The sequence below is a fragment of the Streptomyces alboflavus genome (assembly GCF_000716675.1).
GTDB lineage: Bacteria > Actinomycetota > Actinomycetes > Streptomycetales > Streptomycetaceae > Streptomyces > Streptomyces alboflavus.
Genome location: NZ_JNXT01000016.1, coordinates 18,414 through 35,796, shown reverse-complemented (window position 1 = coordinate 35,796; position 17,383 = coordinate 18,414). Strand labels below are relative to the sequence as shown.

General features: G+C 71.8%; 17 protein-coding genes. 11 read left to right on the top strand and 6 right to left on the bottom strand.

Annotated elements, in window-relative coordinates; all coding sequences use genetic code 11:
• Positions 1–140 precede the first annotated feature (140 nt).
• From fasR to fabF, 5 genes are all read left to right on the top strand, one after another.
• Positions 141–1,280: a fatty acid biosynthesis transcriptional regulator FasR gene (gene fasR / locus OO63_RS13960; RefSeq protein WP_087887534.1), complete on the top strand. Its 1,140-nt coding sequence runs from the start codon at positions 141–143 to the stop codon at positions 1,278–1,280.
• Positions 1,281–1,369: 89 nt separating this feature from the next.
• Positions 1,370–2,281, top strand: a complete 912-nt coding sequence (locus OO63_RS13955) for an ACP S-malonyltransferase (RefSeq protein WP_030358541.1) — start codon at positions 1,370–1,372, stop codon at positions 2,279–2,281.
• 22 nt (positions 2,282–2,303) lie between these two features.
• Positions 2,304–3,305 (top strand): ketoacyl-ACP synthase III, encoded by a 1,002-nt coding sequence (locus tag OO63_RS13950; protein WP_030358542.1) that lies wholly within the window; start codon positions 2,304–2,306, stop codon positions 3,303–3,305.
• Positions 3,306–3,377: 72 nt separating this feature from the next.
• Complete coding sequence (locus OO63_RS13945) at positions 3,378–3,626, top strand: acyl carrier protein (RefSeq protein ID WP_030358543.1); 249 nt, start codon at positions 3,378–3,380, stop codon at positions 3,624–3,626.
• 119 nt (positions 3,627–3,745) lie between these two features.
• Positions 3,746–5,008 (top strand): beta-ketoacyl-ACP synthase II, encoded by a 1,263-nt coding sequence (gene fabF, locus OO63_RS13940; protein ID WP_030358544.1) that lies wholly within the window; start codon positions 3,746–3,748, stop codon positions 5,006–5,008.
• Between the two features lie 81 nt (positions 5,009–5,089).
• Here the strand turns inward: fabF and OO63_RS13935 are convergent, their stop codons facing one another.
• Positions 5,090–5,584, bottom strand: coding sequence for a DUF3145 domain-containing protein (locus OO63_RS13935; protein ID WP_030358545.1), 495 nt, complete (start codon positions 5,582–5,584; stop codon positions 5,090–5,092).
• Positions 5,585–5,936: 352 nt separating this feature from the next.
• Here OO63_RS13935 and OO63_RS13930 point away from each other — a divergent pair, with 352 nt between their 5' ends.
• On the top strand, positions 5,937–6,848 hold the full coding sequence (locus tag OO63_RS13930) for an SGNH/GDSL hydrolase family protein (RefSeq protein WP_030358546.1): 912 nt from the start codon (positions 5,937–5,939) through the stop codon (positions 6,846–6,848).
• On the opposite strand, the gene OO63_RS13925 is transcribed toward OO63_RS13930, so the two are convergent.
• Both OO63_RS13925 and OO63_RS13920 read right to left on the bottom strand, forming a co-directional pair.
• Positions 6,823–7,212, bottom strand: coding sequence for a RidA family protein (locus OO63_RS13925; protein ID WP_030358547.1), 390 nt, complete (start codon positions 7,210–7,212; stop codon positions 6,823–6,825). The two genes, OO63_RS13930 and OO63_RS13925, sit on opposite strands and share 26 nt — an antisense overlap.
• 96 nt (positions 7,213–7,308) lie before the next feature.
• Complete coding sequence (locus OO63_RS13920; RefSeq protein WP_078619123.1) at positions 7,309–8,199, bottom strand: NAD(P)-dependent oxidoreductase; 891 nt, start codon at positions 8,197–8,199, stop codon at positions 7,309–7,311.
• 121 nt (positions 8,200–8,320) lie between these two features.
• Here OO63_RS13920 and OO63_RS13915 point away from each other — a divergent pair, with 121 nt between their 5' ends.
• Positions 8,321–9,217 (top strand): LysR family transcriptional regulator, encoded by an 897-nt coding sequence (locus OO63_RS13915; protein ID WP_030358549.1) that lies wholly within the window; start codon positions 8,321–8,323, stop codon positions 9,215–9,217.
• Between the two features lie 168 nt (positions 9,218–9,385).
• Positions 9,386–10,669 carry a pyroglutamyl-peptidase I gene (locus tag OO63_RS13910; protein WP_397622119.1) on the top strand — a complete coding sequence of 428 codons (1,284 nt, stop codon included), beginning with the start codon at positions 9,386–9,388 and terminating at the stop codon, positions 10,667–10,669.
• Here OO63_RS13910 and OO63_RS13905 read toward each other — a convergent pair.
• On the bottom strand, positions 10,656–11,498 hold the full coding sequence (locus OO63_RS13905) for an EI24 domain-containing protein (RefSeq protein WP_051810845.1): 843 nt from the start codon (positions 11,496–11,498) through the stop codon (positions 10,656–10,658). The genes OO63_RS13910 and OO63_RS13905 overlap by 14 nt on opposite strands.
• Positions 11,499–11,665: 167 nt before the next feature.
• Here OO63_RS13905 and OO63_RS13900 point away from each other — a divergent pair, with 167 nt between their 5' ends.
• The 3 genes from OO63_RS13900 to OO63_RS13890 all read left to right on the top strand — a co-directional run bounded on the left by OO63_RS13900 (position 11,666) and on the right by OO63_RS13890 (position 15,435).
• Positions 11,666–14,236: a M14 family zinc carboxypeptidase gene (locus OO63_RS13900; protein ID WP_030358552.1), complete on the top strand. Its 2,571-nt coding sequence runs from the start codon at positions 11,666–11,668 to the stop codon at positions 14,234–14,236.
• Between the two features lie 181 nt (positions 14,237–14,417).
• Entirely contained in the window at positions 14,418–15,212 is a 795-nt protein-coding gene (locus OO63_RS13895) for a helix-turn-helix domain-containing protein (RefSeq protein ID WP_030358553.1), read from the top strand.
• Positions 15,205–15,435 (top strand): DUF397 domain-containing protein, encoded by a 231-nt coding sequence (locus tag OO63_RS13890; RefSeq protein ID WP_030358554.1) that lies wholly within the window; start codon positions 15,205–15,207, stop codon positions 15,433–15,435. The genes OO63_RS13895 and OO63_RS13890 overlap by 8 nt, the downstream gene beginning before the upstream one ends.
• A 255-nt stretch (positions 15,436–15,690) precedes the next feature.
• On the opposite strand, the gene OO63_RS13885 is transcribed toward OO63_RS13890, so the two are convergent.
• Both OO63_RS13885 and OO63_RS13880 read right to left on the bottom strand, forming a co-directional pair.
• Positions 15,691–16,119 carry an organic hydroperoxide resistance protein gene (locus tag OO63_RS13885; RefSeq protein ID WP_030358555.1) on the bottom strand — a complete coding sequence of 143 codons (429 nt, stop codon included), beginning with the start codon at positions 16,117–16,119 and terminating at the stop codon, positions 15,691–15,693.
• Between the two features lie 98 nt (positions 16,120–16,217).
• Positions 16,218–17,252 carry an NADP-dependent oxidoreductase gene (locus tag OO63_RS13880; protein ID WP_030358556.1) on the bottom strand — a complete coding sequence of 345 codons (1,035 nt, stop codon included), beginning with the start codon at positions 17,250–17,252 and terminating at the stop codon, positions 16,218–16,220.
• Positions 17,253–17,383: the final 131 nt, after the last annotated feature.

Genomic DNA, 17,383 nt, shown 5'->3' with positions numbered 1-17,383 from the left:
CACCGTAGCCCCGGCCCCGCACACCGCCGTCCCGATAAGGCAGTCTTGTCCCCGTGCCCGTACCTGAAGCGAACTCAGCCCACCAGGACGCCGGAGCCGACGCCCGGCGCGGCGGCCGCGCCCACGCGCACGCCGCGACCCTGAAGCGCCTGGAGAAGTCGTCCGGCAGCCTCGCGGCGCAGGCGATCGCGCGCATGGACGAGACGCTGTCCTGGTACCGGGCCATGCCACCGGAGAACCGCTCCTGGATCGGCCTGGTCGCGCAGGCGGGCATCGCCGCGTTCACCGAGTGGTTCCGGCACCCCGACGCCCCCCAGGCGATCTCGACGGACGTCTTCGGCACCGCGCCCCGCGAGCTGACCCGGGCGATCACGCTGCGCCAGACCGTGGAGATGGTGCGGACCACCATCGAGGTCATGGAGTCGGCGATCGACGAGGTCGCCGCGCCCGGCGACGAGTCGGTGCTGCGCGAGGCGCTGCTCGTCTACGCCCGCGAGATCGCCTTCGCCACCGCGCAGGTGTACGCACAGGCCGCCGAGGCACGCGGTGCCTGGGACGCACGCCTGGAGTCGCTCGTCGTGAACGCCGTGCTCTCCGGGGAGGCCGATGAGGGTGCCGTCTCCCGTGCCGCCGCCCTTGGCTGGAACTCGCCGGACCACGTGTGCGTGGTGCTCGGTACCGCCCCTGACGGGGACAGCGAGCTCACCGTGGAGGCCATCCGGCGGGCCGCCCGGCACGCCAAGCTCCAGGTCCTCACCGGCGTGCTCGGCACCCGTCTCGTCGTCATCGCGGGCGGCAACGACAACCCGCTGGCCGTGGCCAAGGCACTGATCGGGCCGTACGCGGCCGGGCCCGTGGTGGCCGGGCCCATCGTGCCCGACCTGCTCGCCGCCACCCGCTCCGCGCAGGCGGCCGCCGCGGGCCTGAAGGCGTGCGGTGCCTGGCAGGACGCGCCGCGCCCCGTCCTCGCGGACGATCTGCTGCCGGAGCGGGCGATCGCGGGCGATCCGGCGGCGCGCGAACAGCTGGTGGAGGAGATCTACAGACCGCTGGAGGAAGCCGGTTCGGCGCTCCTGGAAACCCTCAGCGTCTACCTGGAACAGGCGAGTAGCCTGGAGGGCGCCGCACGGATGCTCTTTGTGCATCCCAACACCGTGCGCTACCGGCTTCGACGTGTGACTGACGTCACCGGCTGGTCCCCTTCGGATGTGCGCTCGGCGTTCACTCTGCGCATCGCACTGATCCTGGGACGTCTCGCCGACGGTGATCCCCAGCCTTAAGTCTTTGTCGGGGCTCTACAATTCCCTCAGCCGTTCTTCGTCCCTGTCCCCACGGGCGGTTCGTACTGTCCACAAGAGAGAGTGTGAGAGTGCTCGTACTCGTCGCTCCCGGCCAAGGCGCTCAGACGCCCGGCTTCCTGACTCCCTGGCTCGACCTCCCCGGTGCCGCCGACCGGCTCGCCGCCTGGTCGGACGCCATCGGGCTCGACCTCGCCCACTACGGAACGCAAGGGGACGAGGACGCGATCCGTGACACCGCGGTGGCGCAGCCGCTGCTGGTGGCCGCCGGTCTGCTCTCCGCCGCGGCACTGGGTGACATCGCGCCCGGCGCCGTCGCCGGGCACAGCGTCGGCGAGATCACGGCCGCCGCGTACGCCGGTGTGCTGACCGAGGACGACGCCCTGCGCTTCGTGCGCAAGCGGGGCCTCGCCATGGCCGACGCCGCCGCCGTGACGAAGACCGGCATGGCGGCGCTGCTCGGGGGCGACCCCGAGGTCACCCTGCCGCACCTGGAGAAGCTCGGCCTGACCCCGGCGAACGTGAACGGCGCGGGCCAGATCGTGGCCGCGGGCACCCTGGAGCAGCTCGCCGCCCTCGCGGAGGACAAGCCCGAGGGCGTGCGCAAGGTGGTGGCCCTCAAGGTCGCCGGCGCGTTCCACACGGAGCACATGGCGCCCGCGGTGGCGAAGCTGGAGGAGGCCGCAGCCGGTCTCACCGTCGCCGACCCGCGGCTCACGTACCTCTCCAACCGCGACGGCAAGGCGGTCTCCGCCGGTGCCGACGTGATCTCCCGGCTGGTCGGCCAGGTCGCCAACCCGGTCCGCTGGGACCTGTGCATGGAGACCTTCAAGGAGCTCGGTGTGACGGCGCTGATCGAGGTGTGCCCGGGCGGCACCCTGACCGGTCTCGCCAAGCGCGCGCTCAAGGGTGTCAAGACACTCGCGGTGAAGACCCCCGATGACCTCGACGCGGCCCGCACGCTCGTCGCCGAGCATTCCTGAGCGAGACAAGGAGCCGTAGCGCATGTCGAAGATCAAGCCCAGCCAGGGCGCCCCGTACGCACGGATCATGGGCGTCGGCGGCTACCGCCCCACGCGGGTCGTGCCGAACGAGGTCATCCTCGAGACGATCGACTCGTCCGACGAGTGGATCCGCTCCCGCTCCGGGATCCAGACCCGGCACTGGGCCTCCGACGAGGAGACCGTCGCCGCGATGTCCATCGAGGCGTCGGGCAAGGCCATCGCGGACGCGGGCATCACGCCCGAGCAGATCGGCGCCGTGATCGTCTCCACCGTCTCGCACTTCAAGCAGACCCCGGCCATCGCCACCGAGATCGCGGACAAGCTCGGCACGGGCAAGCCCGCCGCGTTCGACATCTCCGCGGGCTGCGCGGGCTTCGGGTACGGCCTCACCCTCGCCAAGGGCATGGTCGTCGAGGGCTCCGCCGAGTACGTCCTCGTCATCGGCGTGGAGCGGCTCAGCGACCTCACCGACCTGCACGACCGGGCCACGGCTTTCCTGTTCGGCGACGGCGCCGGCGCGGTGATCGTGGGCCCGGCCAAGGAGCCGCGGATCGGTCCGACGGTCTGGGGCTCGGAGGGCGACAAGTCCGACACGATCAAGCAGACCGAGTCGTGGGAGGCGTACCGCGACGGCGCCCCCGACAAGTTCCCTGCCATCACGCAGGAGGGCCAGGCGGTGTTCCGCTGGGCCGTGTTCGAGATGGCGAAGGTCGCCCAGCAGGCGCTGGACGCGGCCGGAATCACCGCGGACGACCTGGACGTCTTCATTCCGCATCAGGCCAACGAGCGGATCATCGACTCGATGGTGAAGACTCTGAAACTGCCGGAGCACGTCACGGTCGCCCGTGACGTGCGCACCACCGGCAACACCTCGGCCGCCTCGATCCCGCTCGCCATGGAGCGGCTTCTGGCGACCGGTGAGGCGAAGAGCGGCGACACCGCGCTCGTCATCGGCTTCGGGGCGGGTCTCGTGTACGCCGCCACGGTCGTTACCCTCCCCTAGGCACCCACTGCGGATCTTCGGATCCACGCGGTTGCCGCCACACCCTCTGGATACATACGAAGGAGCGCCAACATGGCCGCCACTGAGAAGGAGATCGTCGACGGTCTCGCCGAGATCGTCAACGAGATCGCCGGCATCCCGGTCGAGGACGTCCAGCTGGACAAGTCCTTCACCGACGACCTGGACGTCGACTCGCTGTCCATGGTCGAGGTCGTCGTCGCCGCCGAAGAGCGCTTCGACGTCAAGATCCCGGACGACGACGTCAAGAACCTGAAGACCGTCGGCGACGCGACGAAGTACATCCTCGAGCACCAGGCCTGACACCAGGTCCGAGCCTGACGACCGCGGGCTCGTACCCGACCGGGGCTCTTGCCAGCCGCCACCCGGCGGTGGCGCCGCCGCAATCCGCATCTGAACCAAATCGTGGAGAGAGAAATCCAGTGAACTCGACCAATCGCACCGTGGTCGTCACCGGTATCGGCGCAACCACACCGCTGGGTGGCGACGCGGCATCGACCTGGGAGGGTCTGCTCGCGGGCCGTTCCGGGATCAGCCTCATCGAGGAGGACTGGGCGGCCGAGCTGCCCGTCCGCATCGCCGGCCGCATCGCCGTCGAGCCGACGGAGACCATCCCGCGCCCGCAGGCCCGCAAGCTCGACCGCTCGGCGCAGTTCGCGCTGGTCGCGGCCGACGAGGCCTGGAAGGACGCGGGCTTCACCGCGAAGGCGGGCGAGGACACGGCCGTCGACCCCGACCGGCTCGGCGCGGTCATCGCCTCCGGCATCGGCGGTGTGACGACCCTCCTCGACCAGTACGACGTGCTGAAGGAGAAGGGCGTACGCCGCGTCTCCCCGCACACGGTCCCCATGCTGATGCCCAACTCGCCCGCGGCGAACGTCGGCATCACCCTGAACGCCCGCGCCGGGGTGCACACCCCGGTCTCGGCCTGCGCGTCCGGCGCGGAGGCCATCGGCTACGCGATCGAGATGATCCGCACCGGCCGTGCCGACGTCGTCGTCGCCGGTGGCACGGAGGCGGCCATCCACCCGCTGCCGATCGCCGCGTTCGGCAACATGATGGCGATGTCGAAGAACAACGACGACCCGCAGGGCGCCTCCCGCCCCTACGACCGCGACCGCAACGGCTTCGTGCTCGGCGAGGGCGCGGGCGTGATCGTCCTGGAGTCCGAGGAGCACGCCAAGGCCCGCGGCGCGCGGATCTACGCGGAGGCCGTCGGCCAGGGCATCTCGGCCGACGCGCACCACATCACGCAGCCCGAGCCGTCCGGCAACGGCATCGCCGCGGCGATGCAGAACCTGGTCGACAACACCGGCCTGAAGCCCGCCGAGATCGCGCACATCAACGCGCACGCCACCTCGACCCCGCAGGGCGACGTCGGTGAGATCAAGGCGCTGCGCCAGGCCTTCGGCGACGACGTCGACCACATGGCGATCTCCTCGACGAAGTCGATGACCGGTCACCTCCTGGGCGGCGCCGGTGGTGTGGAGACCGTCGCGACGGTCCTCGCGCTGTACCACCGGGTGGCCCCGCCGACGATCAACATCGACAACCTCGACCCCGAGGTCGAGGCGGACATCATCCGCGGCGAACCCCGCCCGCTGCCCGAGGGCACGATCGCGGCGCTGAACGACTCGTTCGGCTTCGGCGGCCACAACGTGGTCCTCGCCTTCCGCACGGTGTAACCACCGTCGGCAGCAGTCACGTCGAAGGCCCACCCGGTTCAACCGGGTGGGCCTTCGACGTGTCCGCTTGTGCGAGCGCCCTCAGACGACCTGGTGCAGCCAGCGCACCGGCGCGCCCTCGCCCGCGTACCGGAACGGCTCCAGTTCGTCGTCCCAGGGCTTGCCGAGGAGCTTGGCCAGCTCGGCGGCCAGGTCGCTCTCGCCGCTCTGGGAGCGGGCGAGGGCGGCGCGCAGCCGGTCCTCGGGGATCAGGATGTCGCCGTGGATGCCGGTGACGGCGTGGAAGATGCCGAGTTGGGGCGTCGCGCTGTAGCGCTCGCCCTCGGCCGACGCGCTGGGCTCGGCCGTGACCTCGAAGCGCAGCAGGTCCCAGCCGCGCAGCGCGGAGGCGAGCTTGGAGGCGGTGCCCGCCGAGCCCTGCCAGGAGAACTCGGATCTCCAGGTGCCGGGCGCCGCGGGCTGTCGGATCCAGTCGAGGCTGACGCGTGCGCCGAGCACGCCCGCGACGGCCCACTCGACGTGCGGGCACAGCGCGCGCGGTGCGGAGTGCACGTACAGAACTCCACGTGTCGTCACCGGGACCTCCAGTGTGGGACGAGGTACGCCTTCCCCAGCGGCCTCGCGCCCGTGCCGAGCGATATTCCCCAAAAGCGAGGAAAGTCAAAAAAGGGGACAGATGTGACGTGATGTAATTTAGCGGAACCGAGAAAATCGGGTGCCACTGGGTGGCGAGGCTACCGTGCGGCGAGGCAAGGAGTGTGACGTACCGTCGGTCCGCATGCCGGGAATCCCCTGGGTTTCACTCGCTGGGAGGCCCGGAAACCCCCGGTTGGGTGTCCCGGGGCCGCGCACGGGACATATCAGCACTCGGCGGGACGCAACCCGAACGGCCCGCGCGACGTCACGTTGGACGACAGAGGGGACGAGGATGCGGAATTCAAGGCACCGCGTACGGGCCGCCGTCGCCCTCGCGACGGCGGCTCTCACCGGTTTCGCCACGCTCACCGCGTGTGACGCGTCGGGCGGCGACTCCGCGGCTCCGGGCGGGTCGTCTGCGCAGGACAGAGCGGCTCCGAAGCGGGCCCCCGCCTGGGACACCAGCCCTCGTTCCCTCGCCGCCGTCGGCGACTCCATCACGCGCGGCTTCGACGCCTGCTCGGTGCTCTCCGACTGCCCGGAGGCGTCCTGGGCGACCGGCAGCGACGACGACGTGCGCAGCCTCGCGCGGCGGCTGCTCGGCAAGCAGCGCGCGGAGACGCACAGTTGGAACTACGCCAAGACCGGCGCGCGGATGGCCGATCTGCCGGGGCAGATGCAGCGGGCGGCGGCGCGCGATCCGGAGCTGGTGACGGTGATGGCGGGCGCCAACGACGCCTGCCGGTCCTCGGCCGACGAGATGACGTCCGTCGCGGAGTTCCGCGCCGACTTCCAGGACGCCCTGCGCGCGCTGCGCCGCACCCAGCCGAAGACGCAGGTGTACGTGGCGAGCGTGCCGGACCTGAAGCGGCTCTGGTCCACGGGCCGCACCAACCAGCTCGGCAAGCAGGTGTGGAAGCTCGGCATCTGCAAGTCGATGCTGGCCGACGCGGACAACATGGACCGGGCCGCCACCGACCGGCGCCAGTCGGTGCAGGACCGCGTGGTGGCGTACAACAAGGTGCTCAAGGACGTCTGCGCGCGGGATCAGCGCTGCCGGTACGACGGCGGGGCCGTCTTCGACTTCCGCTTCGACGGGGACCAGTTGAGCCACTGGGACTGGTTCCACCCCAGCAAGGACGGGCAGTCGCGCCTCGCCGAGATGGCCCACAAGGGGGTCACGGCCGCCCGGCCGCGCAGCTAGCCACCACCTCCACCTCGATCAGGGCCTCCGGCCTGAACAGCCGGGGGACCGACACCGTGGTGCTGGTGGGCGGCGTCCCGGTGAGGTAGGTGCGGCGCACGGCGGCGTAGCCGGGCAGGTCGTCCATGTCCGTCAGGAACGTACGGATGTTGATGATGTCGGCGAGCGTCGCGCCGTGCGCCTGGAGGAGGGCGGTGAGGGTCGCGAAGACGCCGTGGGTCTGCTCCGCGATGTCCGCGCCTTCGGCGATCTGTCCGGAGAGGTACAACAGGGCGCTGCCGTCGGCGAGTTGGACGCGGGCGACCTGGGAGTAGGGGCCGAGGGGCCGGGGTGCGGCGGTGGGGTTGTCGAGGGTGACGTGCATGGGGTCGGTCTCCTTGAGGCGGGTTCGGGCAGGGCGGCGTGACCGGCGGGCGGCGGGCGCGGGGCCGGTGGGGCTCAGGTGCGGGCTCGCTCGGCGTCAGGTGCGGGGCTCGCGGGTGCGGCGGATGCGGGTGACCGCCGCGGCGATGTCCTCGTCGGCCACGTCCGGGTCCGCCGCCGCGGCCTCGTAGTGGCCGAGGACCGCCTCCATCGCGGGCAGCCACGTCGTGGTCGTGGCGAGGGCCACGTCCTTCGCGGCGAGGCCGTTGCCGAAGTGCACGTCGGTGGCGAAGGCGCGGGCGACGGCGCCGCCGAGCGGCCCCTGGGCCAGGACGCCCCGCGCCACCTCGGCATCCAGGCCGAGCGCGTCGGCGAGGGCCATCGACTCCGCGACCAGGGCGACTCCGCCGAGCACCGCGGTGTTCACGACGACCTTGAGCGCGGCGCCCGAGCCGAGCGGGCCGGTGCGGGTCACGGTGCCGAGGTGGGCGAGCAGGGGCTCGACGGCGGTGGCGTCGCCGCCCGCGAGGATGCCGAGCCGCCCCGCCGCGGCCTTGTCCGTGCTGCCCGCCACGGGCGCGTCGACCAGGGTGACGCCGTCCGCCATCCGCTCCCCCAGCGCCCGTACGGCGTCGGGCCCGACGGTCGACATCTCCACCCAGTGGACGCCGACGCGCTCCCGCAGCACCGGCAGGATCTCGTCGGCGACGTGCCGCAGCGCGTCCGGTCCGGCGAGCATCGTGAGGACGACGTCGGCGTCGCGGACTGCTTCCGCGGGCGTCGAGGCGGCGCGCGCGCCCGCCGCGACGAGCGGTTCCGCCTTCGCGGCGGTGCGGTTCCACACGGTCAGTGGATGCCCGGCGGCCAGGACGCGACCGGCCATGGGGGCACCCATGTGCCCGAGCCCGAGGAAGGCGACGCGCTGCCGCGGGGTGGGGGCGGGCTGCTCCGTGCTTGGTTCCGTGCTCTGTTCGGTGTTCCGTTCCATGCGTACGACGCTAGGCCCGGGCACGCGATGCCACAAGCGAATGCCTAGCATGGGAGCCATGCATGATCCGCATGCCTCAAAGAGCACCGTGAGTGACGCGTCCGGCGCCGCCGCGGCCGATGTGTCGACCGTCTGGCTGCGCGCGTTCGTGACGGTGGCCCGGGACGGCTCCTTCACCGTGGCCGCGCGGCGCCTCGGCTGGACGCAGTCCGCCGTGTCCCGCCAGATCGCCTCCCTGGAGGGCGCGCTCGGCGGCGCGCCGCTGTTCGACCGGCTGCCGCGCGGGGTGCGGCCGACGGCGCACGGGCGGGCCGCGCTGCCGCACGCGGAGACGATGCTGCGCCAACTGGGGCTGCTGGGGCGGGAGTTGGCGGATCTGGACGACGTGTCGGGCGGGCTGCTCCGGTTCGGGGCGTTCGCCACGGCGGACGCGGCGCTGGTGCCGCGGGCCATCGCGCTGTTCCGGGCCCGCCACCCCGGCGTGGCCCTCGCGCGCGAGGAGGGCTTCACCGGGCCGCTGCTCGGGCGGCTCGTGGAGGGCGAGTTGGACCTGGCCGTCGTGTCGACGACGGGCGGCCCGCTCGCCGACGACGCCTACGAACTGCACCACCTGCTCGACGAGGCGCTGTACGTGGCCGTGCCCGCGGGCCACCCGCTGGCGGCCGAGCCGTGCGTCGGCCTGGACCGGCTCGCCGCCGAGGACTGGATCTCCGGCAGCCCCGAACCGGCGGGCACCCTCCTCGACGCGGCGCTGCGGCACGGCTTCAGGCCCCGGATCGCGCACGTGGTCGGCGAGTGGACGGCCAAGCAGGGGTACGTCGCCGCGGGCCTCGGCGTGACCCTGGTCCCGGCGCTCGCGGCACAGGGGGCGCGGCCCGACATCGCCCTGGTGCCGGTGCGCGACGAGGGGGTCCCGGCGCGGGTGGTGTACGCGGCGACGGCGCGGGGCCGGACGCCGCCGCCCGCGGTGGGCCCGTTCCTGGCGGCGCTGCGGGAGGCGTGCGGGGGCTCGGCGTAGCGGGGCGGTGGGGGCTCGGCGTAGCGACGGCGGTGGGAACTCGGCGTAGCGAGAGCGGCGGGGACTCAGCGTGGCGACGGCGGTGGGGAAAGCTTTCCGCGGGGCATGGCGCGGACCACCCCCGCCCCGCGATACTTCGGCCACCTCACCTGCAACGGAAGGACTCTCGTGGCTACGTCCCCCACCCCCGGGATATCAGGCCGACGGCTCGGCGTGTACGGCGTGTTGGGCGCCCTGCTCCTCGCCGGGGCCGCCGTGCCGTCCGCGTCGGCCGCCGACACCGCCCGGGCCGGCGCGCCCACCGTCGAGGAGCAGCGCCTCGACCGCGCGGCGCCCCAGGAGATCCTGCGGCGCGCCGGGTTCGACCGGATCGCGCCCGGCTTCGCGCGGGACCTCGGCCGGGTGCGCTCCTACGCGCAGGCGGAGCGGCTGGTCGCACGCGAGGGGGCGGAGCTGTGGCGGCGGGCCGTGGACCGGGCGCAGGGGCGCGGGCCCAAGGGCGGGGACTTGAGCCGGGACGACGACCGGCCGCTGTACTGGGCGCGGCTCGGGATGACGCGGGCGCTGCGAGGCTGGGAGCCGCGCGGGTTCGATCTTGGTGACGAGCGGCGGGAGCGGCTGCTCGGGAAGCTGGAGACGACGTCCCGGGGCCAGGACACGATCAGCTACCCCAAGGGTCACCGGATGAAGCGGGTGCTCGTGACCGGCTTCGACCCGTTCACGCTCGACCGCGACACCCGCATCAGCAACCCTTCCGGGGCCTCCGCGCTCGCCCTCGACGGCACCGTCGTGCGCACCGCCGCGGGCCCGGTGCGCATCGAGACGGCCGTGTTCCCGGTGCGCTGGACGGACTTCGCCGAGGGCGAGGTGGAGCGGGTCCTGCGGCGGCAGCTGCCGCGCGTCGACCTGTTCACGACGGTGAGCCAGGGCCGGGTCGGCAAGTTCGACATCGAGCGGACCAACGGGGCCTGGCGGGGCGGGTTCGGGGACAACGAGAACCTGTCGAGCACCGGCACCGTGCCGGTCACCGACCCGGCCTCGCAGCCGCAGTGGACGACGACCACGCTCCCGTACAAGGACATCGTGGCGGCCGACACCGGGCGCTTCCCCGTGTACGACAACACAGCCGTGACCGAGATCCCGGCGGGCGGCAGCACGCCGGTGCAGCGGCCTGACGGGCCGACGCCGGGGTCGACGGCACGGCAGGGCGGCGGCGGGGACTACCTGTCCAACGAGATCGCCTACCGGGCGACGCTGCTGCGCGACCGGCTCGGGCTGCGCGACCGGCTGCCCGGCGGCCATGTGCACACGCCCGTCCTGCAGTTCGGCGCCGGGAACACCGACCCGGCGACCGGCAAGATCACGGATGCGGAGTTCGTCCGCAACCGGGTCGACATCATCGGGCAGGTGCGCCAGATCGTCGTGACGGCCGTGGAGGCTAACGGGCGGTAGGCGCGCCCCGGCCGTCCGGCCGGGGGGTCCCGCTCGCGTCGCCGGAGCCGTCAGTGTCGTCGGAGTCGTCGGAGTCGTCGTCGGCGCCCGCGTCCTCGCCCATGAGGTCCCGTGCCATCAGCGTCGCCCCGGCGACCGCGCCCGGCATCAGGAACACGGCGACGAACGGCACCAGGAAGACGACCGCGAGCGGGGCGCCGAAGCCCCACGCCAGGGACTTGCGGGCCCGGAGCAGGGCCAGGCGGTCGCGCAGCCGCACACCGCGGCGCTGCAGCGCGACCGCCGTCAGCTCCTCCACCAGGAAGAAGCCGGTGACGAAGAAGCCCATCACCGGGACCACGGTCTGGCCGACGACCGGCAGGAAGCCCAGGCCGAAGAGCAGCACGCCCCAGATCAAGGCCCGTACGACGATGCGGAGGCTGTCGCCGATGGAGATGAGCAGCTCGCGCCAGAGCGGCAGGCCCGACTCGGGCGCGAAGCCCGCCACGGAGATGTCGACCTGCTCGGAGAGCGACTCGTAGAACGGCTCGCCGATCAACAGCGTCACCGCGGTGAAGGTCACCACGGAGAGCAGCAGCGCCAGGGCGAAGAGCAGGACGGTGAGGAAGCCGCGGAACAGGCCCGGCCACGGGCCCGACCAGTCGTCGGCGAACGGCGTCGCCCAGGAGACGAGGTCCGTGCCCCACAGGGCGAGGGCGACGAGCGCGCCCGCGTACAGGACGAGGGTGATCAGTCCTGGCAGCAGCCCCCATCCGAACTGCTTGCCGTGCTGGGCGACCCAGCGCTGCCCCTTCACCAGATAGCCGAATCCACGACCCAGTTCACGCATGCGGCACACCTTATCCGGCCCGCCGCCGGGGCCCCGGGCCGGTACGGGTGGGGTGGCTGTTTCGTGAATACCCCCTTGTTGCGCGCGATTTCACCCTGTAGACCTCCCCTACTGATCTCTCGACTGATCTCTCGGGTCGGCGAACGGCCCACGCTTCGGAGGTACGTATGGGGATATCCCGCCCGTCAAGACCCGTGCTCCTGACCGCATCCGCCGCCGCGGGCACGCTCCTGTTCACCGTGCTGACCCCGAGCGGCGCGAGCGCCGACCCCGCGCCCCGCCCCGTGATCCGCGACGAGGCCCCCCTCGACTCGCCCGACCGGGCCGCGCGGGCCCCCGAGAGCGCGGCGGACCGCGCGCTCGACGACAGCGCGGGCGCGGCCCGCACCGGCGCGGGGCGCGGCTATCCGCGCGAGCGGAAGCTGGCCGCGGTGCCGAAGAACCCGGCCGACAAGTCGATCAAGCTGGGCCTGACCCCGTACCACGCCATCGCGCCCAGGCTGAACAAGATCCAGGGCATCGGCGACCGCGTCAGCGTGGAGATTGCCGGGCGGTCGGCCGGAGGGCACGACCTGTATCTGGTGACGGTCACCGCGCCCGAGTCGGCGCGCGAGGCCGCCCGGCAGGAGAAGATGCGCGACCGCATCGAGAACGCGCCCGCGGCCGCCGCCAAGGACAAGGCACTCAAGTCCGCGTACAAGGCGCCGGTGTTCATCAACAACAACATCCACGGCAACGAGTGGGAGGGCACCGACGCGGCCCTGAAGCTCATCGAGAAGCTGGCGAAGGCCAAGGACACGAAGACCCGCGAGCTGCTCGCCCGGCACCGCCTCTACTTCAACGTCACGATGAACCCCGACGGGCGGATCGCGGGCACCCGCGAGAACGCCAACGGCTTCGACCTGAACCGGGACTTCATCACCGGCACCCAGTCCGAGACGCGCGCGGTGCGGCGGATCGCCATCGACAAGCAGCCCACGATGATGATCGACCTGCACGGGTACGTGAACGGCACGCTCATCGAGCCGACCACCCCGCCGCACGGCGAGAACTACGAGTACGACCTGTTCCTGAAGAACAGCTACGCCAACGCCCTCGGCATGGAGAAGGCCGTCAACGGCCTCGGCTACACCGAGCAGAAGGACGGCGTGCTGCCCGCGGTCATCCCCTTCCGCGACCAGGAGGAGGGCTGGGACGACTGGCCGCCGATCTTCACTCCGCAGTACATGCCGTTCCACGGCGCGGTCGCGGCGCACACCATCGAGTTCCCCATGCAGGTGAACAACGAGGAGTACGACTCCCAGCCGGCCGCCGAGCTGCGCCGCCGCTCCGCCATCAACGTGGACATCGCGGGCGCGGCCATGAAGGCGACGCTCGACTACGCGCGCGGCCACCGCGCGTCGCTGATCGCCGACCAGATCGAGGTGTTCCGGCGCGGGGCCGCGGGCGCGAAGTCGGTGGAGATCTCCGAGGAGACGGTGCCGGGCGTGCCGGGCATCGGCCCGGAGGACGTCTACACCACGAAGTTCCCGCGCGCGTACGTCATCCCGGCGGGCAAGCGCCAGCGCTCCGCCGCCGCCACGGCCCGCCTGGTGGACCACCTCCTCGCCAACGACGTCCGCGTCCGGCGCGCCACCCGGGACTTCCGGCTCGGCAACGCCTCGTACGAGAAGGGCTCGTACGTCGTCGACATGCGCCAGCCCAAGCGGGGCATCGCGAACGTGATCCTCGCGGACGGGCGGGACATCAGCGACAAGGTGTCGGCGATGTACGACATCTCGGGCTGGAGCCTCGGCCGGCTGTGGGGCGCGTCCGTGGTGTCCGCCCGCAAGGGCGACCCCGCCGCGGTGCCGTCGCGTTCCGTCCAGTCCGCCGCACGCGTCGGCTACGTCGCCCCGCGCGGTGACCTGCGCCTTCGCCTGGACGACCCCCGCGAGGTGGCCGCGCTCAACTCCCTCACCGCTGACGGTGTTTCGGTGCGCCGGGCCGCCGACGGCGGCAGCGTCATCGTGCCGGGTTCGGCGCGGCGGGCCGCACGGGACGCGGCCGAGAAGTACGACGTGGCGTTCACCGCGACCAAGGCGCGGGGCAAGGACGTGGTGCGGCGCACGCGGGTTGCGGCGGCCGTCACGCCCGGGGAGCTCTTCGCGCTCCGGGAGATGAACTTCGACGTGGTGCCGGTGTCGACCGCCGTCCTCAACGACGGCTTCGACTGGCGCAGGGCCGACGTCCTGTTCGTGTCCTCCGGGCTCGATCGCGCCAAGCTCAAGCCCGCGGCGCGCAAGCGGCTCGACGCGTTCCTCGCCGGGGGCGGCGGGCTTGTCGGGCGAGGTGCCGGGGGTGCCGCCCTCAACGAGGCCGCCGGGCTCCTGCCCGTCACGGCCGTCCAGGGCAACGGTGACGCCAACGGTGTGGTCCGGGTCCGCAACGCCGGTGGCCCCGTGGCCGGTTCCGGCTCCGGGTACGGCTTCGTCTACGCGCCGATGTGGTTCACCGGGCTCGGGGACGGGGTTCGCGTGGAGCAGGCCTACGCGAACGGCAAGCCGTTGGTGTCGGGGCACTGGCGTGCGGATGCGTCCGGCGCGGGTGGGCCCGGCGACGCCGCCGGTGAGGCGTCCGTGGTCAGCGGTGCGCGTGGGGCCACGCGGGTCGTCCTGTTCGGCACGGAACCGTTGTTCCGGGGGCATCCCAAGGGGGTGTTCGCTCAGGTCGGGCGGGCGCTGCTGGGGACGAGGTAGCCCTCGCGGGGCGCCTGTGCGCGGGCGCCCCGCTGCCGCCGCGCTCACAAGGTCACCGGAACGCGCGGCGCCTCGGCGCCAGCGCCGCGCTCTGTAACGAATCGCTCACAGAGGGAGACCGCCCCCGGCTACTCTCGCCAGAGGAACAAGCGATCCGTCCTCTGCCGCACGGGAGTTGACCATGGGAAGGACCTACGGAGACTGGCTCAAGGCGCAGCGCGAGGCGGCCGGGATGACGCAGGAGCAGCTGGCCGAAGCAGCGATCATGACGCGCACGCACATCGCGCACATCGAGGCGGGCCGCCGCGTGCCGTCCCCGGAGGACGCGAGGCGGCTCGACATGACCCTGGGCACGAAGGACGCGCTGACCAACTTCCTCCCGAAGAAGGAGGTGGAGGTCGCCGACTACTTCGAGGCGGTCAGGATCTTCGAGCAGCAGGCGGTGATGATCCGGGAGTTCGGCCTGTCGTACGTCCCGGGCCTGCTCCAGACGGACAGGTACGCGCACGCCGTCCTGAGCCAGGCGTTCCCTCCGGTGAGCGAGGAAACGCAAGCCAAGCGTCTCGCCACCCGCCTTGAACGCAGGAAGATCCTCGACGATCCGGTGACGCCCATCCTCTGGGCGCTGCTGGACGAGGCGGTGCTACGGCGCCCCGTGGGCGGCGAAGACGTGATGGCGGAGCAGATCATGCACCTCGTCCGCCTCGCTGAGACCGGTCGCATCCGCGTGCATCTGCTGCCGTTCGCGGTGGGCCCGCATCCGCTGGCGCAGAGCATGCTCAAGCTGATGTGGTTCGAGGACCAACCACCTCTGGCCTACTGCGAGGGCGTCTACGTAGGGATGGTTCATGACTCCCCGTCAGTAGTCCGGGAGTTGCAGACTAGTTACGATCTCGCCTTGAGCGACGCACTGCCGCTGAAGGCGTCACTGGCTCTGCTGAGAGCAACAGCGAAGGACTACGGACATCATGGCTGAGCACCTCATACCGGACGCAGCTCTGCTGAGTGGCTGGCGCAAGTCGTCGTACAGCGGCCCCAACGCCGACGACTGCCTCGAAGTCCAGGACGGCCACCCCACCGGCGTCCCCGTCCGTGACTCCAAGAACTCCCACGGCCCCGCGACCGTCTTCGCGGCGGCCAGTTGGGGGGCATTCGTGTCGGCGGTCAAGGACGGGACGCTCGACGGTGGAGTCGGGTGAATGATCAGTTCGTGCTCAGGTGCGCGGGCGCGAACATCCGGAGCACCACGGGCAGCACGACCACGCTCGGCAAGCGCGACTCACCGGCCGGAAGGCACACCTTTCCGGGCATCCGTGACGAAGAAGTGCCCTTGACCACCGAAGGTCGGCATAGGCGCCAACGGCTTCTGCCCGGAGGTGGAGCCCGTCACCTAAGAGGCGTGCAGGGGCGGGACCCAGGGCGCCCCGGTCCCGCCCCTGCTCGCGTTCCGCGCGTCAGGCGACCTTCAGGTCCACCTTGATGTTGCCGCGGGTGGCGTTGGAGTAGGGGCAGACCTCGTGGGCCTTCTCCACGAGGGACTGCGCCGTGGCGGCGTCCACGTTCGGGATGGAGGCGGTGAGTTCGACCTCGAGGCCGAAGCCGCCGGCGCCGTTCGCGCCGATGCCGACCTTCGCGGTGACGGTGGAGCCGGAGATGTCGGCCTTCTCGCGGCGGGCGACCACGCCGAGCGCGCCCTGGAAGCAGGCGCTGTAGCCGGCGGCGAAGAGCTGCTCGGGGTTGGTGCCCGCGCCGCTGCCGCCCATCTCCTTCGGCGGGTTCACGACGACGTCGAGCTTGCCGTCGTCGCTGGCGACCCGGCCGTCGCGGCCGTTCTCCGCGGTGGCCACGGCGGTGTACTTGACGTCGATGTTCTGGATGGACATAACGGCCGATCCCTCCTGGGGTGTGCCGGGTCGCGCGCCCGCCGACCCGGCGATTGTGGAATTAGGTTATCGGATTACGGAAGAGCGAGGGGTGAGGGTCAGGCGTCCAGGGAGACGATCATCTTGCCCGTGTTCTCGCCGCGCAGCATGCCGAGGAACGCCTCCGCGCCGCTCTCGATCCCGTGCGCGAACGTCTCGTTGTACTTGAGCTCGCCGGAGCGCACCCAGCCGCCGACCTCGCGTACGAACTGACCCTGAAGGTCCTGGTGGTCCTGGACGAGCATGCCCTGGAGCCGGAGCCGCTTGCCGATGATCATGGCCATGTTGCGCGGGCCCGGCGTCGGCTCGGTCTCGTTGTAGCCGGCGATCATGCCGCAAATGGTGATCCGGCCGTGCACGTTCATGCGGCTGATGGCGGCTTCCAGGTGCTCGCCGCCGACGTTGTCGAAGTAGACGTCGACGCCGTCGGGGGCGGCCTCCTTCAGCTGCTCGACGACCGGGCGCTCGTCGCGGTAGTTGAACGCCGCGTCGAAGCCGTACTCCTCGGTGAGGAGCTTGACCTTCTCGTCCGAGCCCGCCGAGCCGATGACGCGCGCGGCACCCTTGAGCCGCGCGATCTGGCCGACCTCACTGCCGACGGCACCCGCGGCGCCGGAGACGAAGACCGTGTCGCCCTCCTTGAAGGACGCCACCTCCAGCAGTCCCGCGTACGCCGTCAGGCCCGTCATGCCGAGCACGCCGAGGTACGCCGACAGCGGCGCCGCCTCCGGGTCCACCTTCGTCGCGTACGACACCGGCACCGACGCGCACTCCCGCCAGCCCGCGAAGTGCAGCACGTGGTCGCCCACCGCGAAGCCGTCCGCGTTCGACGCCACGACGACGCCCACCGCGCCGCCGTCCATGGGCTGGTCCAGCTGGAACGGCGGGATGTAGGACTTCACGTCGTTCATGCGGCCGCGCATGTACGGGTCGACCGAGAAGTGCAGGTTCCGGACCAGGACGCGGCCCTCCGCGGGGGCCTCGACCGGGACCTCGCGGAGCGCGAAGTCCTCCGGGACCGGCCAGCCGTGCGGGCGACGCACGAGGTGCCAGGCGCGGCCGGTGGCCGGGAGCTGCTCGGGGGCTGCGGACATGAGGGTGTCCTCCTCAGGCTGGGGGGCGGCGGGGTGGCGGAGCGGTTGGCCCCGCCCGCTAATGCTTCATGTTCTGAAATAAGCATGCGCTTCGATATTTCATGTTGTCAAGTAAATGGGTAACCTGGAGC

Excerpts from the sequence above, each read along its gene's own strand:
- OO63_RS13885 (WP_030358555.1), bottom strand. The coding sequence starts at position 16,119 with ATGTCCATCCAGAACATCGACGTCAAGTACACCGCCGTGGCCACCGCG.
- OO63_RS13925 (WP_030358547.1), bottom strand. The coding sequence starts at position 7,212 with ATGCACGTCACCCTCGACAACCCCACCGCCGCACCCCGGCCCCTCGGC.
- OO63_RS13950 (WP_030358542.1), top strand. The coding sequence starts at position 2,304 with ATGTCGAAGATCAAGCCCAGCCAGGGCGCCCCGTACGCACGGATCATG.
- OO63_RS13880 (WP_030358556.1), bottom strand. The coding sequence starts at position 17,252 with ATGTCCGCAGCCCCCGAGCAGCTCCCGGCCACCGGCCGCGCCTGGCAC.
- OO63_RS13905 (WP_051810845.1), bottom strand. The coding sequence starts at position 11,498 with ATGCGTGAACTGGGTCGTGGATTCGGCTATCTGGTGAAGGGGCAGCGC.
- OO63_RS13890 (WP_030358554.1), top strand. The coding sequence starts at position 15,205 with ATGGCTGAGCACCTCATACCGGACGCAGCTCTGCTGAGTGGCTGGCGC.
- OO63_RS13920 (WP_078619123.1), bottom strand. The coding sequence starts at position 8,199 with ATGGAACGGAACACCGAACAGAGCACGGAACCAAGCACGGAGCAGCCC.
- OO63_RS13930 (WP_030358546.1), top strand. The coding sequence starts at position 5,937 with ATGCGGAATTCAAGGCACCGCGTACGGGCCGCCGTCGCCCTCGCGACG.
- OO63_RS13895 (WP_030358553.1), top strand. The coding sequence starts at position 14,418 with ATGGGAAGGACCTACGGAGACTGGCTCAAGGCGCAGCGCGAGGCGGCC.
- OO63_RS13900 (WP_030358552.1), top strand. The coding sequence starts at position 11,666 with ATGGGGATATCCCGCCCGTCAAGACCCGTGCTCCTGACCGCATCCGCC.
- OO63_RS13945 (WP_030358543.1), top strand. The coding sequence starts at position 3,378 with ATGGCCGCCACTGAGAAGGAGATCGTCGACGGTCTCGCCGAGATCGTC.